Below are 17,520 nucleotides of genomic sequence, written 5' to 3'. Positions count from 1 at the left end.
CGCCGGAAGCCCCGCCGAAAGCTCCGCCAATCCGCCCGCCGCTAAAGTCGGCGGCCAAGGAGCTTTTCATGCCCACATTCGACTTCGATCTCTTCGTCATCGGCGGCGGCAGCGGCGGCGTGCGCGCCGCGCGCATAGCGGCGCAAACCGGCGCGCGCGTCGGGCTGGCCGAGGCCGCCGATCTCGGCGGCACCTGCGTCAACGTGGGCTGCATACCCAAGAAGCTCTACAGCTACGCGGCCGGCTACGCCGAATCCTTCGAGGAGGCCGCGGGCTACGGCTGGAAGCTGCCGCAGGCCCCGCAGTTCGACTGGGCGCATCTCAAGTCGCAGCGCGCGAAAGAGATCGGCCGGCTCAACGGCATCTACGGCTCGCTGCTGAAAAACGCCGGCGTGACGCTCGTCACCGGCTGGGCCCAGCTGGTCGATGCCCACACGGTCGAGATCGACGGCAAGCGCCACACGGCGCGCCACCTGCTGGTAGCCACCGGCGGCACGCCCTTCGTGCCCGACATTCCGGGCCGCGAGCACATCGTGACCTCCGACGCGATGTTCGACCTCGACCCGTTCCCCAGGCGCCTGCTGGTGGTGGGCGGCGGCTACATCGCCTGCGAGTTCGCCTCCATCTTCAACGGCCTGGGCGCCAAGGTGACGCAGCTGCATCGCCGCGCGCACCTGCTCACCGGCTTCGACGACGACGTGCGGCAGTTCCTCGCCAGCGAGATGGGCAAGGCGGGTGTCGACCTGCGGCTCAACTGCGAGGCCGTTTCCGTCGCGCGCGGCGCAGGCGGCCTCACCGTCACGCTGGCACGCGGCCAGCAGATCGAGGCCGACACGGTGCTCTTCGCGACCGGGCGCGTGCCCAACACGCAGGGCCTGGGCCTGGAGGCCGCGGGCGTGAAGCTCGACGAGAAAGGCGCGATCGCGGTCGATGCGCACTACCGCAGCTCGGTGCCGTCGATCTACGCGGTGGGCGACGTCTCCACGCGCGTGCAGCTCACGCCGGTGGCGCTGGCCGAGGCGATGGTGGTGGTCGACGAGCTCTTCGGCAAGGGCAAGCGCCGGCTCGACTACGAGTTCATTCCCACCGCCGTGTTCACGCATCCGAACATCGGCACCTGCGGCTATGGCGAGATCGAAGCGCGCGCGAAGTTCGGCGAAGTGACCGTGTTCTCGAGCGAGTTCAAGTCGCTGCGCCACACGCTGTCGGGCCGCAACGAGCGCACCTTCATGAAGCTGGTGGTCGACAAGGCCACCGACCGCGTGGTGGGCCTGCACATGGTGGGCGCGGATGCCGGCGAAGTGGTGCAGGGCTTTGCCGTGGCGATGCGCGCGGGCGCGACGAAGGCGCTGTTCGACAGCACCATCGGCATCCATCCCACGGCCGCCGAAGAGTTCGTGACCATGCGCGAGCCGATGCCCGGCTGATCAGGCCTGCGCCGCCTGCTGCGGCTTGCCCTCCAGCAGCTTCACCAGCACGAACAGCACCCGGTTGGCCGGCGTGGGCACGCCCAGCGCCTCGCCGCGCCGCACTACCAGCCCGTTGAGGTGGTCGATCTCGCTGAGCTTGCCGCGCGCCAGGTCCTGAGCGGTCGATGAATACTGCGCGGGCATGGTCTGCGCGATGCCGCGCAGGGCGGCGTCGGTGTCGCCCGGCACTTCGACGCCTTCGGCCTTCGCCACCGCGAGGCACTCGGCCACCACGTCGCGGATCACGTCGCTCACGCCCGTGCCTTGCACGAGCACGCCGTAGGGCAGCTGCGTGATGGCCGACAGCGCGTTGTAGGCGCAGTTGAGGATCAGCTTGGCCCAGAGCGAGCCGCGCACGTTGTCCGAGATCTGCGTGGGCACGCCGGCCGCCGCCAGATGCCGCGCGACTTCCTCGCTGCGGCCCGACGGCGCGATCACCAGCTCGCCGCGGCCGTTGTGCTTCACGTGGCCGGGGCCGGCCATGCCGGTGGCCACGTAGACGACGGCGGCGGCCACTTCGTTCGACGCCGGCAGCACCGCGCGCACGCGCTCGTCGTTGTCCACGCCGTTCTGCAGCGTGAGCACCAGCGCGCCCGGCGCCAGGTGCGGCCCGATCTGCGCGGCGGCCGATTCGCTGTCGGTGGATTTGACGCAGAACAGCACCAGGTCGGCACCCTGCACCGCGCCGGGTTCGGTGCTCGCGGCCATCCGCACCTGTTCGTCGAAGGCCCGGGTCTCCAGCCGCAGCCCGTTGGCGTTGACGGCCTCCACATGCGCGGGCCGGCCGATCAGCACCACCTCGTGGCCCGCGCGCGCCAGCATGGCGCCGTAGTAGCAACCGACCGCGCCGGCGCCCATGACTGCGACTTTCATCGATGCGACTCCTTGGATGCTGCGGGGATCATGCCTCGGCCTCGGCGCCGCGCGAGGCCGCGCCCTCGGCCAGCAGCCATTCGCGGAACGCCACGAAGGCCGGCAGGTCGAGCCGGTCGGGCCGGTAGCAGAGGTAGTGGCCCTGGTTCACGCTCACCGGCGTGCCGCAGGGGCTCAGCAGCGCGCCTTCGGCCAGCTCTTCCTGCACCAGCAGCCTGGGCACGAGGCCGATGCCCAGTCCGTTGAGCGCCGCCTGGATCAGCGCCGAATACTGCGCGAAGCGCGGCCCCGCCACCGTCTGCACTTCCGGCACGCCGTGCTGCGCGGCCCATTGCCGCCACGCGCCGGGCGCGCCTTCGTGATGCAGCAGCGTGTGGCCGGTGATGTCGGCGGGCTGCGCGATGCGGTGGCGCCCCTCGACCAGCGAGCGCGCCACGATCAGCACGAACTCGCGCCCCGCGATGTACTCGGACACCACGCCGGGCCAGCCGTCGGGGCCGTAGCGGATGGCGGCGTCCACGCCCGCCGGAATGCCGTCGCTGGGCTCCAGGTGGCGGCTGAAGCTCAGCATCACGTGGCGGCTCTTCTGGCTGAAGGCGGGCAGCCGCGGAATGAGCCACTTGGTGAGAAAGGTGGGCACGCTGGCCAGCGTGAGGAGCCCCGCGCCCGCGTCGCCCGAGCGGGCCTCGAAGGTCGCGGTCTCGATGGCGCGCAGCCCGCCCGAGATTTTCTGCCAGTACACGCGGCCCTGCGGCGTGAGCTGCACGCCGCGTCCGTTCTTCTGCAGCAGCTCGCGGCCCAGGAAAGCCTCGAGCCCGGCGATCTGCTTGCTGACCGCGCTCACGGTGATGCACAGGGCGCCCGCCGCGAGCGTGATGCTCTGGTGGCGCGCCACCGCGTCGAAGGCCAGCAGCTCCTGGATGGTGGGGCAGTCGCGCTTCATGCATCGCTCCGCTTCATGAAAGCTGCGTGAAAAACGCTTTCTGATTGCTCAAGTGTCGTCATCCAACTTTCACCCATAAGTACGCACGCGGTTCCTAGAATTCGGGGCAACGCGGCGGCATGCCCGGCGCTGACAGTAGCGCATCCGGAAAGTATGCCGGGTGTCCATGACATTGGAGACAACCTTGGTTCGCGGCATTTCGCTCATCTACGGCCTGTACCTGCTGCTGCCCATCGCCCTGCTGATGATCGGCAGCGTGGGCGGCAACTGGACCAACACGCTGCTGCCCACCGGCATCACCGGACAGTGGTACGTCGACCTGTGGCTCGACACCTCGTTCCGCAAGGCTTTCGTCAGCAGCCTCGTGGTCGCCATGTCGGCCTGCGCCATCAACACCGTGCTGGCCTTGCCGCTGGCCTATGCGCTGTACCACGGCGCGCAGCGCGGCGGCAGCCTGGCGGCGCGCATCGTGAGCGCCACGCCGGTGGCGGTGCCGGCCATCACGCTGGCCTTCGGCTACATGATCGTGTTCAACACCGATCTCGCGCCCTGGCTGGGCTCGATGCCGCTGCTGATAGCCGCGCACGCGATCCTCACCCTGCCCTACCTCACCAACACGCTGCTGACCGACCTGCGCCACCTCGACCTCGGCCGGCTCGAGCAGGCGGCGGCCACGCTCGGCGCCTCGGGCTGGCAGCAGTTCACCGGCATCGTGCTGCCGAGCCTGCGCCAGAGCCTGATCAGCGGGCTGGTGATGGTGGCGGCCATCTCGGTGGGCGAGTTCGGCGTGTCGAACCTGCTCACGAGCTTCCAGAACCGCACCTACCCCGTGGTGCTGCTGCAGGCCTTCTACGGCGCCACGGGCTTCGCCTGCGCGGCCACGGTGATCCTTCTTGTGCTGGCGAGCGCGTCGGCGCTTCTTTCCTCTTCCCTCGTGAAGCAACGCGCCTGACCGATACGCCATGAGCCTCCTACTCGACAACGTCAACTACAACTATCCCGGCAGCACGCACGGCCTGCACGACGTGTCGCTCGACGTGCGCACCGGCGAGCTGGTCGCGGTGATCGGCCCCAGCGGCTCCGGCAAGTCGACGCTGCTGAAGCTGGTGTCGGGCCTGGAGACGGGCCACACCGGCCGCATCGCGCTCGACGGCGAAGACATGTCGCGCACGCCCGTGCACCAGCGCAACATCGGCATGGTGTTCCAGAGCTACGCGCTGTTCCCGCACCTGAGCGTGCTCGACAACGTGGCCTACGGGCTCAAGCTGCGCAAGGTGGCGGCCACCGAACGACGCCAGCGCGCGCAGGAGCTGCTCGACATCGTGGGGCTGGGCGACTTTGCGCAGCGCGCCGTGGCGCAGCTTTCGGGCGGCCAGCAGCAGCGCGTGGCCTTGGCGCGCGCCCTGGCCATCGACCCGCGCGCCCTGCTGCTCGACGAGCCGCTGTCGGCGCTCGACGCCAGCGTGCGCGGCCACCTGCGCGACCAGATCCGCGCCATACAGCAGCGCTTCAACGCCACCACGCTGCTGGTCACGCACGACCAGGAAGAAGCCCTGGTCATGGCCGACCGCGTCGCCATGCTCAAGGACGGCCGGCTGCTGCAGATCGCCACGCCGCGCGACATCTACGAGAACCCCGCGAGCCGCGCGGTGGCCGAGTTCGTCGGGCTCTCGACCATCCTGCCCGCCAAGGTGGCCGCGCCGGGCCGGCTGGACCTGGGCTTCGCCGAACTCTTCGCCGACACCGGCCAGCGCGCCTTCGGCACCGCGGTGCACGTGCTGGTGCGCCCCGAGCACATCCGAGCCGACCCCGCAGCCGACGCCGTGAACCGTCTCGCGGGCAGCACCCGCGCGCAGCGCTACCTGGGTGCGCTCACGCGCTACGACTTCGAGGTGCCGGGCGCGGCCAAGCCCTTCCTTGCCGAATCGCCCGCGCCGGCCGTGGAGGCCATCGCCATCGCGCCCGGGCACATCCGTTTACTCGACCACTGAACCCTTTCCTCAAGGAGCCACCATGCAACGCAGACAACTGATCCAAGCCGCCGGCGCACTGCCGCTGGCCACCCTCGCGGCCCGCACCGCCTTCGCCTTCGACGGCCCCGAGCTGTATGCGGGCGAGAAGGCGCTGTACGCCGAGGCGCAGAAGGAAGGCCTGTGCGTCTCCTTCGACACCGGCCCCGAATGGGCCAACTGGAAGTCGCTGTTCCGCGACTTCAAGAAGCGCTACCCCGAGATCGAGCTGACCTACAACGACATCGGTTCCGCCGCCACCGTGGTCGCGCTCGAGAAGACCAAGCGCCGCCCGCAGGCCGACACCGCCTACTACTTCGCCGCCTCGGCCGTCGACGCCGCGAAGAAGGACGTGGTCGCGCCCTTCAAGCCCGTCAACTTCGACAAGCTGCCGCCCGTGTTCCGCGAGGCCGAAGGCCGCTGGTTCACCATCCACACGCTGAACATCGCCTTCCTGGTCAACAAGAAGCTGGTGAAGAACGTGCCCACGGGCTGGGCCGACCTGCTCAAGCCCGAGTTCAAGAACACGGTGGTCTACCTCGACCCGCGCTCCACCGGCATCGGCCAGGTGCTGACCTTCGCCGCGGCCTACGCCAACGGCGGCAGCGTCGACAACGTGCAGCCCGGCATCGACTACCTGGGCAAGCTGCATTCGGCCGGCAACGTGCTGCGCGTGGAAGGCACCACGCCCTACGCCAAGTTCCTCAAGGGCGAGATCCCGGTGTGGATCAGCTACGAGAACGACGGCCTGAAAGCCAAGCACGTCGACGGCATGGGCGACGCGATGGAAGTCGTCATTCCGAAGGAAGCCAGCGTGGCCGCGCCCTACGCCATCAGCCTGGTGAAGAACGGCCCGAACCCGAACGCCGGCAAGCTATGGCTCAACTTCATCATGAGCGAGGCCGGCCAGTCGCTGTTCGCGCAGGGCTTCGTGCGGCCGGCCGTGCCGGGCACGCAGCTGAGCGCCGACGTGGCTGCCAAGATGCCGCCCGCGCCGCAGATCAAGCCGCTGGACGTGGTGAAGGCCTCGGAGCGCAAGGCCGAGATCGACAAGCTGTGGGCGCAAGCCGCGCTGGGCAAGTGATCGGGCAGCCGTGATGCGACGCTTTGGCGCCTGGCCCGCCTGGGCCTTCATGGCGCTGTTCTTCGCGGTGCCGCTGGCGGCGCTGCTGCCCGAGGCCTTCGGCGAAGGCGGCAGCGCCTTCGGGCGGCTGTTCGGCAACCCGCTGTTCTTCGGCGCGCTGCGCAACACGCTGGCGCTGGGATTGGCGGCGGGCGCGGTGTCGGCGCTGGTGGGCACCTGCATCGCGATCGAGCTGGCGCGCCAGCCGGCGTCGCGGCGCCAGTGGATGATGACGCTGCTGGGCCTGCCGCTGGCGTTCTCGGGTCTGGTGATCGCCTACGGCTTCATCCTGGCCTTCGGGCGCGCGGGCTTCGTGACGCAGCTGCTCGCGGGGCTGGGCGCGGACCCGGCGGCCCTGGGCAGCTGGATCTACAGCGTGTCGGGCCTGGGCTTCGCCTATGCCTACTATCTGATCCCGCGCGTGGCGCTGTCGCTGTACCCGGTGTTCGCGAACCTCGACCTGCGCCCGGCGCAGGCGGCGCGCACGCTGGGCGCGTCGAAAGCCCGCGCCTTCCGGGACACGGTGGTGCCCGAGGTGCTGCCTTCGGTGCTGTCGAACGCCTGCATGGTCGCCGCGATTGCCATGGGCACCTACGGCACGGCGCTGGCGCTGGTGGGCACGCAGCTCAACATCCTGCCGCTGATGCTGCTGGCGCAGGTGGGCGACGGCGGGTCCGATTTCGCGGTGGCGGCGGCGTTGTCGCTGGTGCTGATGGTGGTGTGTGTGATCGTGATGGGAGTGGGTGATGTCTTTACGCGAAGGCGCGAGCGCGGTGCTGTCGGCGCCGGTCACTGAGGCGCTGGCGCGCCTGGCGCAGAAGCAGCGGGGGCCGTCGCGCCACCGCCAGCCGGTGGCGATGATCGGCCCCGGCGACGGCGGCCCGGCCGAGTGCGAGGCCGCCCATGCGGTGGCGCATGCGCTGGCCCGCGCGGGCATGTCGGTGGTGTGCGGCGGGCGCGGCGGGGTGATGGCCGCGGCCTCGCGCGGCGCGGTGGAAGCCGGCGGCATCGCCGTGGGCATCCTGCCCGAGGACGACGACCGCAACGCCAACGAGTGGCTCAGCGTGGCCATTCCCACGGGCATGGGCGAGATGCGCAACGGCATCATCGCGCGCAGCGGCGTGTGCCTGGTGGCCATCGGCGGCAACATGGGCACGCTGTCGGAGATGGCAATGGGGCTGAAGTGGGGCAAGCCGGTGTTCGTGATGCACGGCGATGTGGCGCTGCCCGGGGCGGTGCAGGCTGTCGATGTGAACGACATGCTTGCGAAGGTGCTGGGGTGCTTGCTGGGCTGAGGTTTCTTTCGGGGTGCGTGCACAGGCCACCGGGTACTCCCCTCCGCGAATGTCCCCCGGGCTTCGCCCTCCTCCTTTATTTCGCTGCGGGGAGCACCCGGCGCCCTGCGCACAACGAGCGCTGCCGTTGTGCCGCTCGATCAACAAGTGCTCTGAACGCTCACGACGGCGGGGTGCCTTGCGCAGCGAAATAAAGGAGGAGGCCGCAGGCCGGGGGACATTCGCGGAGCAAGGCACCCCGTCGGCGTGAGCGCGCCCCGAACAACGCCGCCAAACACCCCACAACAGGCATTGCACAATGACGCCATGCCCTACATGCCCACCTTCGTCGCTCCCGCCCGCTTCACCGATGCCGCCGCCGCACTCGAACAGGTCAAGGCCATCTACAACGGCGGCCTGGCCCATCTTCGCGAATCGATGCTGCGCTTCGTTGCCGGCGAGGCGCTGCCCGGCCGGGTACGGGCCTGCTACCCCTTCGTGCGGGTGCATACCCACACCGTCTCGCGCCACACGCCGCCGGCCAACGCCGGCCTGAGCTACGGCTTCGTGGCCGGGCCCGGCCGCTACGAGACCACGCTGACGCGGCCCGACCTGTTCTCGCGCTACTACTTCGACCAGTTCCGCCTGCTGCTGGAAAACCACCAGGTCGAGCTGGAGATCGGCACCAGCACGCAGCCCATTCCCATCCACTTCTCGTTTGCCGAGAACGACCACATCGAAGGCACCATGAGCGCCGAGCGCCGCGCCCTCATGCGCGACGTGTTCGACCTGCCCGACCTGGGCGTGATGGACGACGGCATCGCCAATGGCACCTTCGAGGCGCGCGACGGCGAGGCGCAGCCGCTGTCGCTGTTCACGGCCGCGCGGGTGGACTACTCGCTGCACCGCCTGCGCCACTACACCGGCACCGCGCCCGACTGGTTCCAGAACTTCGTTCTGTTCACCAACTACCAGTTCTACATCGACGAGTTCGTGCGGCTGGGCCACGAGGCCATGGCCGACGAGAACAGCGAGTACATCGCCTTCATCGAGCCCGGCAACGTGGTCACGCGCCGCCGCGGCCTGGCCGCTGGCGGCAGCGAGAACTTCGGCCACCTGCTCGACGGCAGCCAGGGCACCGCACCGCCGCGGCTGCCGCAGATGCCGGCCTACCACCTGGTGCGCGAGGACTGCAGCGGCACCAGCATGGTCAACATCGGCGTCGGCCCGGCCAATGCCAAGACCATCACCGACCACATCGCCGTGCTGCGCCCGCACGCCTGGATGATGCTGGGCCACTGCGCCGGCCTGCGCAACACGCAGCAGCTGGGCGACTACGTGCTGGCCCACGCCTACGTGCGCGAGGACCACGTGCTCGACGAAGAACTGCCGCTGTGGGTGCCCATTCCGGCGCTGTCGGAGATCCAGCTCGCGCTCGAGAAGGCCGTGGCCGACGTCACGCGCTACGAGGGCCCCGACCTCAAGAAGATCATGCGCACCGGCACGGTGGCCAGCACCGACAACCGCAACTGGGAGCTGCTGCCCGGCAACCAGCCGCAGCGCCGCTTCAGCCAGAGCCGCGCGGTGGCGCTGGACATGGAAAGCGCCACCATCGCGGCCAACGGCTTCCGCTTCCGCGTGCCCTACGGCACCCTGCTGTGCGTGAGCGACAAGCCGCTGCACGGCGAGATCAAGCTGCCCGGCATGGCCAACCACTTCTATCGCGAACGGGTGGAACAGCACCTGCGCATCGGCATGCGGGCCATCGACATCCTGCGCGAGGAAGGCTCCACGCGCCTGCACAGCCGCAAGCTGCGCAGCTTTGCCGAGGTGGCCTTCCAGTAAAGCAAGGGCGCCCGGCGTGCATCCGGGTTTGTCCCTGCCCGCGCACGGGCGGGATCGGCGCTTTTCGCGGACATCATTCGGTTTCCCCACAGAAAACCGGAAACAAGATGCCCCAGTCGCCTTCCGTCACTCTCTCGCGCCGCAACTTCTCGGCATGGATCGCGGCATCGGCCGCAGCTGCAGGCACAGGGGGCGCCGCGCTGTGGCCCGGCATCGCCAGGGCGGCCGACGCACCGGCGGGCAGCAAGCTGCGCATCGTGATTCCCGCCAACGAAGGCGGCGGCTGGGACCAGACCGGCCGCGCGCTCGGCGCCGCGCTGCTGGCCTCGGGCGCGGTGGGCAACGTGGTCTACGAGAACATCGGCGGCAAGGGCGGCACCATCGGCCTGGCCAAGTACGTCGAGAAATACGACGCCGACCCGGAGGCCCTGCTCGTCAGCGGCATGGTGATGGTCGGTGCCGTGGCGCTGCAGAAGCCGGCGGTGACCCTGAGCAACGTGTCGCCGGTGGCACGCCTGACCAGCGACTATGAAGTGGTGGCGGTCAAGGCCGACTCTCCCATCAAGACGCCGAAGGACCTGATCGCGCAGCTGCGCACGGACGCGGCCAACACCGTGGTCGCGGGCGGCTCCGCCGGCGGCGTGGACCACATGTACGCCGGCATGCTGGCGCGCGTGGCGGGCGCTTCCTCCTCGCTGGTCTACCAGCCGCACCCCGGCGGCGCGCAGGTGGTGGAGGCGCTGGAAAGCGGCAAGGCGGTGGCGGGCATCTCGGGCTTCAGCGAATTCAGCGACAGCCTGGCCAGCGGCCGGCTGCGCGCCATCGGCGTGTCGTCGAAGCAGCCGTTCCAGGGCATCGCATCGGTGCGCGAGCAGGGCGTGGACGCCGACCTCGCCAACTGGCGCGGCGTGATGACCGGCAAGAAGGTGCCGCCCTACCGCAAGGCCGTGCTGCTCGACGCGGTGCGCCGCGCGACCACGCACGACCTGTGGGCGAAGACCATCAAGCGCAACAACTGGGACCCGTACTGGATGGCGGGCAAGGACTTCGAGAGCTTCCTGGAGCTGGACACCGCGATGGCCGGCCCGCTGATCTACCTGCTCAAGCTGAAGGCCTGAAGCCGGACCCTGCCGGCGCTCAGGCGAAAAGCTCCGGCATCTCGCGCTGCGCCTTCGGCGTGAGCGTGAGCGCGCGGCCGTCCAGTTCCTGCCGCACCCATCCGCGCCGCAGCGACAGCTGCAGCCACGCGGCCCCGAGCGCGCCGCCCAAGTGCGGCCGGCGCTCGCTCCAGTCGAGGCAGGCACAGGCGAAGCGCCGGCGCGAGCGGCGCACCGCGTCCACCTCCACGCCCAGGCTTTCGAGCGCGATCGCGCCGCCGGGCGTGAGCTCGTAGGAACCGCTCTGCAAGCCGCTGAGCCAGCCTTGCGCATGCAACCGGTCGTGCAGTGCGACGCCAGCGGTGCCCGCCATGTGGTCGTAGCAGGTGCGCGCGCTGCGCAGGCGGCTCGGCGTGTTGGGCTTGAACTCCGCCGCGCGCGGCGTGCCGGCGACCACCATCAGGCTTTCGAGCGCGGCGGCCACGTCGTCGTTGGCCAGGCGAAAGTAGCGGTGCTTGCCCTGCACCAGCAGTTCGACCAGCCGCTCTTCCTTCAGCCGCGCAAGATGCGCGCTCGCGGTGGACGCGGCCACCTCGGCCACGGTGGCGAGTTCGGTGGCGGTGCGTGCGTGGCCGTCCATCAGGCAGCTGAGCATGCGGGCGCGCGCAGGCTCGGCGATGGCGCCGGCTACGCGGGCCAGCTGAAAATCGGCGGTGGAATCGAGGGTGTCCATGCGCCCCATCGTAAGACGGCTCGGCATCCGACACTTCGGCCGCGGACGAAGTGTGGCGTTGCCGCCGATCGCACACTGCGGCCATGGACCGGAACAACAGCCCCACCCCTCCCGACCTGCCTCCCGACGCGACCCTCGACCCGGTCGCGGCCGCGACGCATGCCGACCCCTACCCCTTCTACGCCAGCCTGCGCAACGGCCCACCGCTGGCGTGGAACGAGAAGCTTCGCCTCTGGGTGGCCAGCCGCGCCGAGGTGATCGAAGAAGTGCTGCAGGCGCACGGCGCGCTGCGCGTGCGGCCGGTCGCCGAGCCGGTGCCAAGCGCCATCGCGGGCAGCCCGGCCGGCGAGGTGTTCGGCCACCTGGTGCGCATGAACGACGGCACAGCGCACGACGCCCACCGGCCCGCGCTGCAGCGGGCGTTGTCCGGGCTCGATCTGAACGCCGTGCGCGAAGCTGCCCTGCAGGTGGCGCGGCAAGTGCCGCAGCAGCAGCCGCTGTCCGACACGCTGTTCTCGATGCCGGTGCGGTCCGTCGCGCACCTGCTGGGTTTTGCCGACGAGGCGCTGCCGCAGGTCGACCTGTGGACGCGCGACTTCGTGGCCTGCCTGTCGCCGCTGTCGACGGCGAGCCAACTGCAGGGCGCAAGCACGGCGGCAGGCGGATTGATGGCGCGCTTCGAAGGCCTGGTCGCGGGCACGCCGCCGCGCCGGGGCACGCTGCTGGCGGCCGTGCTGGCCGAAAGCACCGCACCGTCGCGCTCGCTGCTCGCCAACCTGGTCGGCCTGCTCTCGCAGACCTGCGACGCCACGGCCGGCCTGCTGGGCAACAGCCTCATCGCGCTGCTGCGCGAACCCTCGCTGCGCACGGCCGCACGCACGCGCGACGGGCTGCAGGCCATCGTCGAAGAGACGGCGCGGCATGACCCCTCGGTGCACAACACGCGGCGCTTCGTGGCAACGCCCGTGACCATCGCGGGCACGCCGCTCGCGGTGGGCGACACGGTGCTGGTGCTGCTGGCCTCGGCCAACCGCGATCCCTCGTTCAACCCCGACCCCGACAGCTTCGTCCTCGTGCGTGCGAAGCGCCGCATGCTCGGCTTCGGCCACGGCACGCACGCCTGCCCGGGGCAGGCCCTGGCCTGCACGCTGGCGGCGGCCGGCCTCGAAGCCCTGCTGCAGCGCGCACCCGACGTCGACGCGCAGCGCCTGCGCGGCTGGCACTACCGGCCGTCGGTCGCGGCGCGCGTGCCGGTGTTCCACTGACCGGTGTGCGCGAGATGCGCAGACAGCTGCGCATCGCCCCAGCGCAACGGCAGCGCCGCCGGGCGGCGCAAGGCATGGGTCACATGGAAGCGCATCAGCCGTTCCGCGCCTTCGAACGCGGCCACCTCGGGGCCGTTCCAGACGATCTCGGCCGTGACCGCCACATGCAGGAGCTCGCCGCTGTCGAAGTCGACGAACAGCAGCCCCGCGCGCGGATGCGCCGCCAGGTTGCCGAGCGTGTTGAAGAAGCGGTTGCCGTTGAAGTCGGGCACGGTCAGTGTGTCGTCGCCGTCGATGCGCACGAAGCCCGGCCGGCCGCCGCGGTGCGACACATCGACGCCGTGCGAACTCGCATCGGCATCGTCGCCCACCGCCACTTCGTTCGGATACGCAGTCGCAATGAACAGCGTGTCGGCGCTGCCGATGAGCCGATGCGCCGCCAGGTCGAGCTTGTCGAGCCATTGCGCGGGCGCCGCATCACCGCGCGGCGGTGCGAACACCGGCTCGCGTGCCTGGATGTAGCGCGGGCAGTTGCCGAAGCTCTGCTGCACCTCGACCATGAAGCCCGCCGCGTCGATGGCCTCGACCGTGCCGTTCATGCGGTTGCGCCGCCGCGTGTGCGGCTGGATGCCGAGCAGGCCCAGCGTCGCGCCCTGCTTCAGCTGGCCCGCGAGCGGATCGCCCGCCGCGGGCAGCGCATCGATGCGCAGGTGCGTGGCATCGGGCGAATGCACGAAGCCGGCGGGCGCCGCGAGCACGCTGGCCCAGGGCTGCAGCCCGTCGTCGATGCTGCCCGCCACGATGAAGGGCAGCAGCGAGAAGAACTCGCGGTGCTGGTCGGGCATGAAGTCGCGGATGATGCGCGGGCCCGCGGCCTCCATCTGCTCGCGCGAACCCGCAAGCGCCTGCAGCGCGCGTTCGCCCGCATGGAACGGTGCGGCGATCATGCGGCCGCCGCGAGCCCGACGGGCGTGCGCACCATCGGCACGAAGCCGGGCAGCGCCTCCACCCGCGCGAGCCATTCGCGCACATGCACATAGCCGTCGAGCGACACGCTGCCTTCGGGTGCGTGCGCCACGTAGGCGTAGTTCGCGATGTCTGCCAGCGTGGCAGCCGGGCCCGCGAGGAAGGGCTGTTGCCGCAGGTGCGCTTCCATCACCGCCAGCAACGCATGCGAGCGCGTCACCGTCTCCGCCGGATCGGTGGCCAGCCCGAACAGCGCCATGACGCGCGCGGCGGCAGGCCCGTACGCCAGCGGACCGGCGGCTACCGAGAACCAGCGCTGCACCTGCGCCGCGCCCACCGCGTCCTGCGGCATCCAGCGGGCGGGGTCGGGCGAATAGCGCGCGTTGAGGTAGACCAGGATGGCGTTGGAGTCGGCCAGCGTCAGATCGCCGTCTTCGATCACCGGCACCTGGCCGAAGAGGTTGCGCGCCAGGAACTCCGGCGTGCGGTTCTCGCGCTTGCGCATGTCGAGTTCGATGTTCTCGAAGGGCAGGCCGAGCATCGTGAGGAAGAGGCGCACTCTGTGCACGTGGCCCGAAATGGCGGCGCCGTAGAGCTTGATGGGGCGAATGGGTCGGGTGGCGTTCATGGCGAGGGTCCTTCTGGAATGTCTTTGAGCGGGTACGGTGCCGATTCTTCTCTCTTGCGCCGGATGAATGAATAGCCACTTCTGTATTTGACTGCTGCGATTTCCGGTTTAATCGCGCCATGGATCGTTTCAAGGCCATGCAGACTTTCGTGCAGATTGCCGACCAGGGCAGCCTGACCCGCGCCGCCGAGGCGCTCGGCACTTCGCTGCCCGCGGTGGTGCGCTCGCTGGCGTCGCTGGAGGCGCACCTGGGCGTGCGCCTGTTCCACCGCACCACGCGCCGCCTCTCGCTGACCGAGGAGGGCCGCCACTACCTGCCGAGCGCGCGCGAAGTGCTGCTGGCGGCCGACGCCGCCGACCTCGCGCTGAAGGCCGAGGCCCGCGAGCCGGCCGGGCAGCTCACCATCACCGCGCCGGTGCTGTTCGGCCACATGTACGTGGCGCCGGCCATCGTGCGCTTCATGAAGCGCTATGAGAAGGTGCGCTGCAGCGTGCGCCTGTACGACCGCACGGTGAGCATGCTCGAAGAGGGCGTCGACGTGGGCATCCGCATCAGCCCGCTGGAAGACTCGTCGCTGGTGGCGCAGACGCTGGGCACCATCCGCCGCGTGGTGGCGGCCAGCCCCGCCTACCTGGCAGCGCACGGCACGCCGCGACATCCGCGCGAGCTGAACGGCGCCCCCTGCGTGCGCGGCCGGGTCGATGCGCCGCCGCAATGGCTGTTCCGCGACGGCGGCAAGACCATCGGCGTGACGCCGGACAACCGGCTGGAGTTCAACCACATCGCACCGGCCATCGAAGCCTGCGCGGCGGGCATGGGCTTCGGCACCTTCTTCTCCTACCAGGTGATGCCGCACGTGACGCAGGGGCGGCTCGCGCTGGTGCTGGAAGACTTCGAGCCGCAGCCGCGGCCCGTGAGCGTGATCTACCCGAACGCGCGGTTGCTGCCGGCGCGCACGCGGGCTTTCATCGACTGGATGAAGATGGAGTTCAGCGAACTCAGGCTCTAGCAGACCCCAGGTAAGGTGCGAGCCAGTCGGCGCCGGGCATCTCGGGTGTCTCCCGGCTGTCGTGCAGGCAGATCTCGGAGTCCTGCGCCAGCAGAGACCAGCCGTCGCGGTGGAGTTGCTCGCACAGCGCCACCACGCGCACGCTGAACGCATCCAGTGGCTCGCGGCTGCGCAGCGTGAGGAAGCAGGTGTCGGCTTCTTCGCGCAGGCTGTCGCGCGACAGCTGTGCGCCGTGCGCCTCGCACAGCTGCTGCAGCGCGGAGAGGTCGTGCAACTGGCGCAGCTTGCCGCGCCACTCGAAGTACCGTCCGGCGCGGCCCAGCCTGTCGGCGTCATGCACCTGCGCATCGACCTTCACGCCCAGCACGGCCATGCCCGCGCGCGCCAGCCATTGCGCCAGCGCCATGGCCTCGGCCTTGGCCTCTTCGAAGTCGGCACGCAGCCAGGCGATGGCCGAAGGCTGCTGCTTGCGCTCGGCGCCGCCATGGTCGTTGCCGCCGCGATGGTGGTGATGGTCGATCAGCAGCGGCCGCAGCCCGGCCTGCTCGCACACCGCGACGAAGAAAGGAATCTGCGACGCGTGCAGCGCGCCGCAGGTCAGGTGCAGCTTCAGCATGGGCTTCATGGCACGGCCGCCCGTTCGGGCAAGGGCCTGCCCTCGCACAGCGCCGCGGCATCGGTGGCCATGCCGCGCACGGCCTCCTCGATGCCGAGGTTCAGCACCGACATGAATTCGCCGTTGCCGTTGGCCCAGTTGGTGCGCGTGCCCATGCCGTGGTACTGGCGCACCACGGGCTCGGCGCCGGGTCTGCGGTAGGTGGCCTGCAGCACGATGTGAGAGACCAGGTTCAGCCCGGCGGACCACGCATGCGCGAGGCGCAGCGCCACATCGGCCGTCACCTGCCGTGCGGCACCGGGCGACGGCGGCGCGGCGGCCACCACCACCTGCAGCCCGTAGCGGCCGGCCGACTGCAGCGCGCCGCGAATCCACGGGCCGGCGTCGCCGCCCTGGATGGACTGCACCGACACCGGCGTGGCGTGCAAGGTGGGCAGCATCACGGTCAGGTTGCCCACGTTGGCCTTGTTCAGGCGCAGGTCGTCGATGGCCGGCAGGTACAGGGTGCAACCGTTGGCGACGTGCAGCCGCGCGACCGGCGGACTGTTGGGCCGCTCCGCCGCCTCGGGCGCCGGCTCGAACACCATGGAAAGCGGCTCGGTCTCGGTCAGCGCATGCGACAGGCCCGGCATGGCGCAGAGCGCCGAAAGGACACACAGGGCGGCGGCACTCCGCGCGCGTATTGGCATCATGGGGCTGCGCTCCTGACGGAGTAGAGGGCGCCGTCCTGGTCGCGGAACAGCACGCGTCCCGGCTGCTCGTCGAAGCTCGCGCCGGCCACGGTCACCCACGAGCCGTTGACGTTGAAGCGCGCGGTCTTCACCGCGCCGGAGCGCGCGCCGGCGATGTCCATCGCCACCGCGCGCAGGGTCTGCGTCATCGAGTCGCGCATCACGCCGCGCAGCACCTGTCCGTCGTCGGCCGTGAGGCGGCGGATGACGGTGGCGCGCGCGGTGCCGCCGATGGGCGTCTGGAAAATGGCGGCGGTGCGATAGCTGGGCTCGCTCTTGCCGTCCTGCCACAGCAGCGCGGAGGCGCGCGTGGTGAAAGCGCCGAGTCCGGGCTCGAGCGCGTATTGCAGCCACACCACCATGTAAGCAGGGCCGTCCCGGGTGGCGGCGATGCGGGCTTCGTGCGCGGCCTTGACCGGCATGGCGGCAAGCAATTGCGCAGAGCGGATCCTCAGCGGAAAGGAGCTCGGGTCGGCCAGCTGCGCCTCGAGCGCGCGGGCCGCCTCGGCGCGGTAGTCGTAGTCGAGCAGCGGGCCGACGATGGCCTGCACCTCGGCGCTCATGTCTTTCTGGCGCGACTGCTGCACCGACGAGTCGATCAGCGCGCCGATCAGCCCGCCGCCGGTGGCAGCGCTCACGCCGGGCGATTGCGCGGAGAACATGAAGCTCTCCTGGGCGACGACCACGCGCACGTCCACCTCCCGGACCTTGCCCCGGTCCGCGGACGACAGCGGCCGATGAAACGGCGCGCAGGCGCCGAGCGCCATCAGGAGAGACAGCGCCAACAGGAAACGCAGCATCTTTGGGCCTCCCCCCGTGAAATGCATTTGGCAGCGATTGTGCCGTGGCCCGGGCAAGCCGCGGGGGCGGATTGCGCACGCCTGCGTCAGAATCGCCGCGTGCAGCCCACAACAACCCCGTCCCCCCCGCCCCTCTTC

At 70.3% G+C, this 17,520-nt stretch carries 18 protein-coding genes; 10 read left to right on the top strand and 8 right to left on the bottom strand.

The features are described 5' to 3' along the window. Positions 1-68 precede the first annotated feature (68 nt). The gene (gene gorA / locus AC1RVW_RS25845; protein ID WP_493203426.1) at positions 69-1,427 is read left to right on the top strand and encodes a glutathione-disulfide reductase; all 1,359 of its coding nucleotides are present in this window, start codon (positions 69-71) and stop codon (positions 1,425-1,427) included. Here the strand turns inward: gorA and AC1RVW_RS25840 are convergent, their stop codons facing one another. Then, entirely contained in the window at positions 1,428-2,342 is a 915-nt protein-coding gene (locus AC1RVW_RS25840; protein ID WP_493203424.1) for a ketopantoate reductase family protein, read from the bottom strand. Between the two features lie 28 nt (positions 2,343-2,370). Continuing rightward, positions 2,371-3,285 (bottom strand): LysR substrate-binding domain-containing protein, encoded by a 915-nt coding sequence (locus tag AC1RVW_RS25835; RefSeq protein ID WP_106936552.1) that lies wholly within the window; start codon positions 3,283-3,285, stop codon positions 2,371-2,373. Between the two features lie 166 nt (positions 3,286-3,451). Here AC1RVW_RS25835 and AC1RVW_RS25830 point away from each other — a divergent pair, with 166 nt between their 5' ends. The 7 genes from AC1RVW_RS25830 (at position 3,452) to AC1RVW_RS25800 (ending at position 10,654) form a co-directional block, all read left to right on the top strand. Next, positions 3,452-4,237, top strand: a complete 786-nt coding sequence (locus AC1RVW_RS25830) for an ABC transporter permease (protein WP_081270425.1) — start codon at positions 3,452-3,454, stop codon at positions 4,235-4,237. 10 nt (positions 4,238-4,247) lie between these two features. Further along, entirely contained in the window at positions 4,248-5,276 is a 1,029-nt protein-coding gene (locus AC1RVW_RS25825) for an ABC transporter ATP-binding protein (RefSeq protein ID WP_285415069.1), read from the top strand. A 22-nt stretch (positions 5,277-5,298) separates the two neighbouring features. Then, positions 5,299-6,378 (top strand): extracellular solute-binding protein, encoded by a 1,080-nt coding sequence (locus tag AC1RVW_RS25820; protein WP_081270427.1) that lies wholly within the window; start codon positions 5,299-5,301, stop codon positions 6,376-6,378. 13 nt (positions 6,379-6,391) lie between these two features. Next, the gene (locus AC1RVW_RS25815; RefSeq protein ID WP_106936549.1) at positions 6,392-7,213 is read left to right on the top strand and encodes an ABC transporter permease; all 822 of its coding nucleotides are present in this window, start codon (positions 6,392-6,394) and stop codon (positions 7,211-7,213) included. Beyond that, positions 7,164-7,712 (top strand): TIGR00725 family protein, encoded by a 549-nt coding sequence (locus AC1RVW_RS25810; RefSeq protein ID WP_285415068.1) that lies wholly within the window; start codon positions 7,164-7,166, stop codon positions 7,710-7,712. The genes AC1RVW_RS25815 and AC1RVW_RS25810 overlap by 50 nt, the downstream gene beginning before the upstream one ends. A 306-nt stretch (positions 7,713-8,018) precedes the next feature. Beyond that, positions 8,019-9,536 carry an AMP nucleosidase gene (locus AC1RVW_RS25805; RefSeq protein WP_081267533.1) on the top strand — a complete coding sequence of 506 codons (1,518 nt, stop codon included), beginning with the start codon at positions 8,019-8,021 and terminating at the stop codon, positions 9,534-9,536. Positions 9,537-9,643: 107 nt separating this feature from the next. Continuing rightward, positions 9,644-10,654, top strand: coding sequence for a Bug family tripartite tricarboxylate transporter substrate binding protein (locus AC1RVW_RS25800; RefSeq protein WP_493203420.1), 1,011 nt, complete (start codon positions 9,644-9,646; stop codon positions 10,652-10,654). A gap of 19 nt (positions 10,655-10,673) precedes the next feature. Here AC1RVW_RS25800 and AC1RVW_RS25795 read toward each other — a convergent pair whose 3' ends face one another. Beyond that, complete coding sequence (locus AC1RVW_RS25795; protein ID WP_493203418.1) at positions 10,674-11,366, bottom strand: ArsR/SmtB family transcription factor; 693 nt, start codon at positions 11,364-11,366, stop codon at positions 10,674-10,676. 83 nt (positions 11,367-11,449) lie between these two features. Between AC1RVW_RS25795 and AC1RVW_RS25790 the strand changes: the two genes are divergently transcribed. Beyond that, positions 11,450-12,631, top strand: coding sequence for a cytochrome P450 (locus tag AC1RVW_RS25790; RefSeq protein WP_493203416.1), 1,182 nt, complete (start codon positions 11,450-11,452; stop codon positions 12,629-12,631). Here the strand turns inward: AC1RVW_RS25790 and AC1RVW_RS25785 are convergent. Both AC1RVW_RS25785 and AC1RVW_RS25780 read right to left on the bottom strand, forming a co-directional pair. Continuing rightward, positions 12,589-13,578 (bottom strand): flavin-nucleotide-binding protein, encoded by a 990-nt coding sequence (locus tag AC1RVW_RS25785; RefSeq protein WP_493203414.1) that lies wholly within the window; start codon positions 13,576-13,578, stop codon positions 12,589-12,591. The two genes, AC1RVW_RS25790 and AC1RVW_RS25785, sit on opposite strands and share 43 nt — an antisense overlap. Next, a complete protein-coding gene (locus AC1RVW_RS25780; RefSeq protein WP_493203412.1) occupies positions 13,575-14,225 on the bottom strand; it encodes a glutathione S-transferase family protein in 651 nt (216 codons plus the stop codon). The genes AC1RVW_RS25785 and AC1RVW_RS25780 overlap by 4 nt, the downstream gene beginning before the upstream one ends. A 119-nt stretch (positions 14,226-14,344) precedes the next feature. On the opposite strand from AC1RVW_RS25780, the gene AC1RVW_RS25775 reads away from it, so the two are divergent. After that, positions 14,345-15,235 (top strand): LysR family transcriptional regulator, encoded by an 891-nt coding sequence (locus tag AC1RVW_RS25775; RefSeq protein WP_493203411.1) that lies wholly within the window; start codon positions 14,345-14,347, stop codon positions 15,233-15,235. Here AC1RVW_RS25775 and AC1RVW_RS25770 read toward each other — a convergent pair. Genes AC1RVW_RS25770 through AC1RVW_RS25760 form a run of 3 tightly spaced genes read right to left on the bottom strand, consistent with a single transcriptional unit; the run spans position 15,225 to position 17,382 of the window. After that, positions 15,225-15,860: a hypothetical protein gene (locus AC1RVW_RS25770; RefSeq protein WP_285414905.1), complete on the bottom strand. Its 636-nt coding sequence runs from the start codon at positions 15,858-15,860 to the stop codon at positions 15,225-15,227. The two genes, AC1RVW_RS25775 and AC1RVW_RS25770, sit on opposite strands and share 11 nt — an antisense overlap. Then, the gene (locus AC1RVW_RS25765; protein ID WP_493203409.1) at positions 15,857-16,543 is read right to left on the bottom strand and encodes a hypothetical protein; all 687 of its coding nucleotides are present in this window, start codon (positions 16,541-16,543) and stop codon (positions 15,857-15,859) included. The genes AC1RVW_RS25770 and AC1RVW_RS25765 overlap by 4 nt, the downstream gene beginning before the upstream one ends. After that, on the bottom strand, positions 16,540-17,382 hold the full coding sequence (locus tag AC1RVW_RS25760) for a hypothetical protein (protein WP_493203407.1): 843 nt from the start codon (positions 17,380-17,382) through the stop codon (positions 16,540-16,542). Before AC1RVW_RS25760 ends, AC1RVW_RS25765 begins: the two co-directional genes overlap by 4 nt. Between the last annotated feature and the right edge of the window lie 138 nt (positions 17,383-17,520).

This window comes from Variovorax sp. MPBD4-3 (assembly GCF_058809745.1).
Note: the sequence above shows the minus strand (reverse complement) of the source record. Positions and strands in the feature narration are given on the sequence as shown.

Excerpts from the sequence above, each read along its gene's own strand:
- gorA (WP_493203426.1), top strand. The coding sequence starts at position 69 with ATGCCCACATTCGACTTCGATCTCTTCGTCATCGGCGGCGGCAGCGGC.
- AC1RVW_RS25840 (WP_493203424.1), bottom strand. The coding sequence starts at position 2,342 with ATGAAAGTCGCAGTCATGGGCGCCGGCGCGGTCGGTTGCTACTACGGC.
- AC1RVW_RS25835 (WP_106936552.1), bottom strand. The coding sequence starts at position 3,285 with ATGAAGCGCGACTGCCCCACCATCCAGGAGCTGCTGGCCTTCGACGCG.
- AC1RVW_RS25830 (WP_081270425.1), top strand. The coding sequence starts at position 3,452 with ATGACATTGGAGACAACCTTGGTTCGCGGCATTTCGCTCATCTACGGC.
- AC1RVW_RS25825 (WP_285415069.1), top strand. The coding sequence starts at position 4,248 with ATGAGCCTCCTACTCGACAACGTCAACTACAACTATCCCGGCAGCACG.
- AC1RVW_RS25820 (WP_081270427.1), top strand. The coding sequence starts at position 5,299 with ATGCAACGCAGACAACTGATCCAAGCCGCCGGCGCACTGCCGCTGGCC.
- AC1RVW_RS25815 (WP_106936549.1), top strand. The coding sequence starts at position 6,392 with ATGCGACGCTTTGGCGCCTGGCCCGCCTGGGCCTTCATGGCGCTGTTC.
- AC1RVW_RS25810 (WP_285415068.1), top strand. The coding sequence starts at position 7,164 with ATGTCTTTACGCGAAGGCGCGAGCGCGGTGCTGTCGGCGCCGGTCACT.
- AC1RVW_RS25805 (WP_081267533.1), top strand. The coding sequence starts at position 8,019 with ATGCCCTACATGCCCACCTTCGTCGCTCCCGCCCGCTTCACCGATGCC.
- AC1RVW_RS25800 (WP_493203420.1), top strand. The coding sequence starts at position 9,644 with ATGCCCCAGTCGCCTTCCGTCACTCTCTCGCGCCGCAACTTCTCGGCA.
- AC1RVW_RS25795 (WP_493203418.1), bottom strand. The coding sequence starts at position 11,366 with ATGGACACCCTCGATTCCACCGCCGATTTTCAGCTGGCCCGCGTAGCC.
- AC1RVW_RS25790 (WP_493203416.1), top strand. The coding sequence starts at position 11,450 with ATGGACCGGAACAACAGCCCCACCCCTCCCGACCTGCCTCCCGACGCG.
- AC1RVW_RS25785 (WP_493203414.1), bottom strand. The coding sequence starts at position 13,578 with ATGATCGCCGCACCGTTCCATGCGGGCGAACGCGCGCTGCAGGCGCTT.
- AC1RVW_RS25780 (WP_493203412.1), bottom strand. The coding sequence starts at position 14,225 with ATGAACGCCACCCGACCCATTCGCCCCATCAAGCTCTACGGCGCCGCC.
- AC1RVW_RS25775 (WP_493203411.1), top strand. The coding sequence starts at position 14,345 with ATGGATCGTTTCAAGGCCATGCAGACTTTCGTGCAGATTGCCGACCAG.
- AC1RVW_RS25770 (WP_285414905.1), bottom strand. The coding sequence starts at position 15,860 with ATGAAGCCCATGCTGAAGCTGCACCTGACCTGCGGCGCGCTGCACGCG.
- AC1RVW_RS25765 (WP_493203409.1), bottom strand. The coding sequence starts at position 16,543 with ATGATGCCAATACGCGCGCGGAGTGCCGCCGCCCTGTGTGTCCTTTCG.
- AC1RVW_RS25760 (WP_493203407.1), bottom strand. The coding sequence starts at position 17,382 with ATGCTGCGTTTCCTGTTGGCGCTGTCTCTCCTGATGGCGCTCGGCGCC.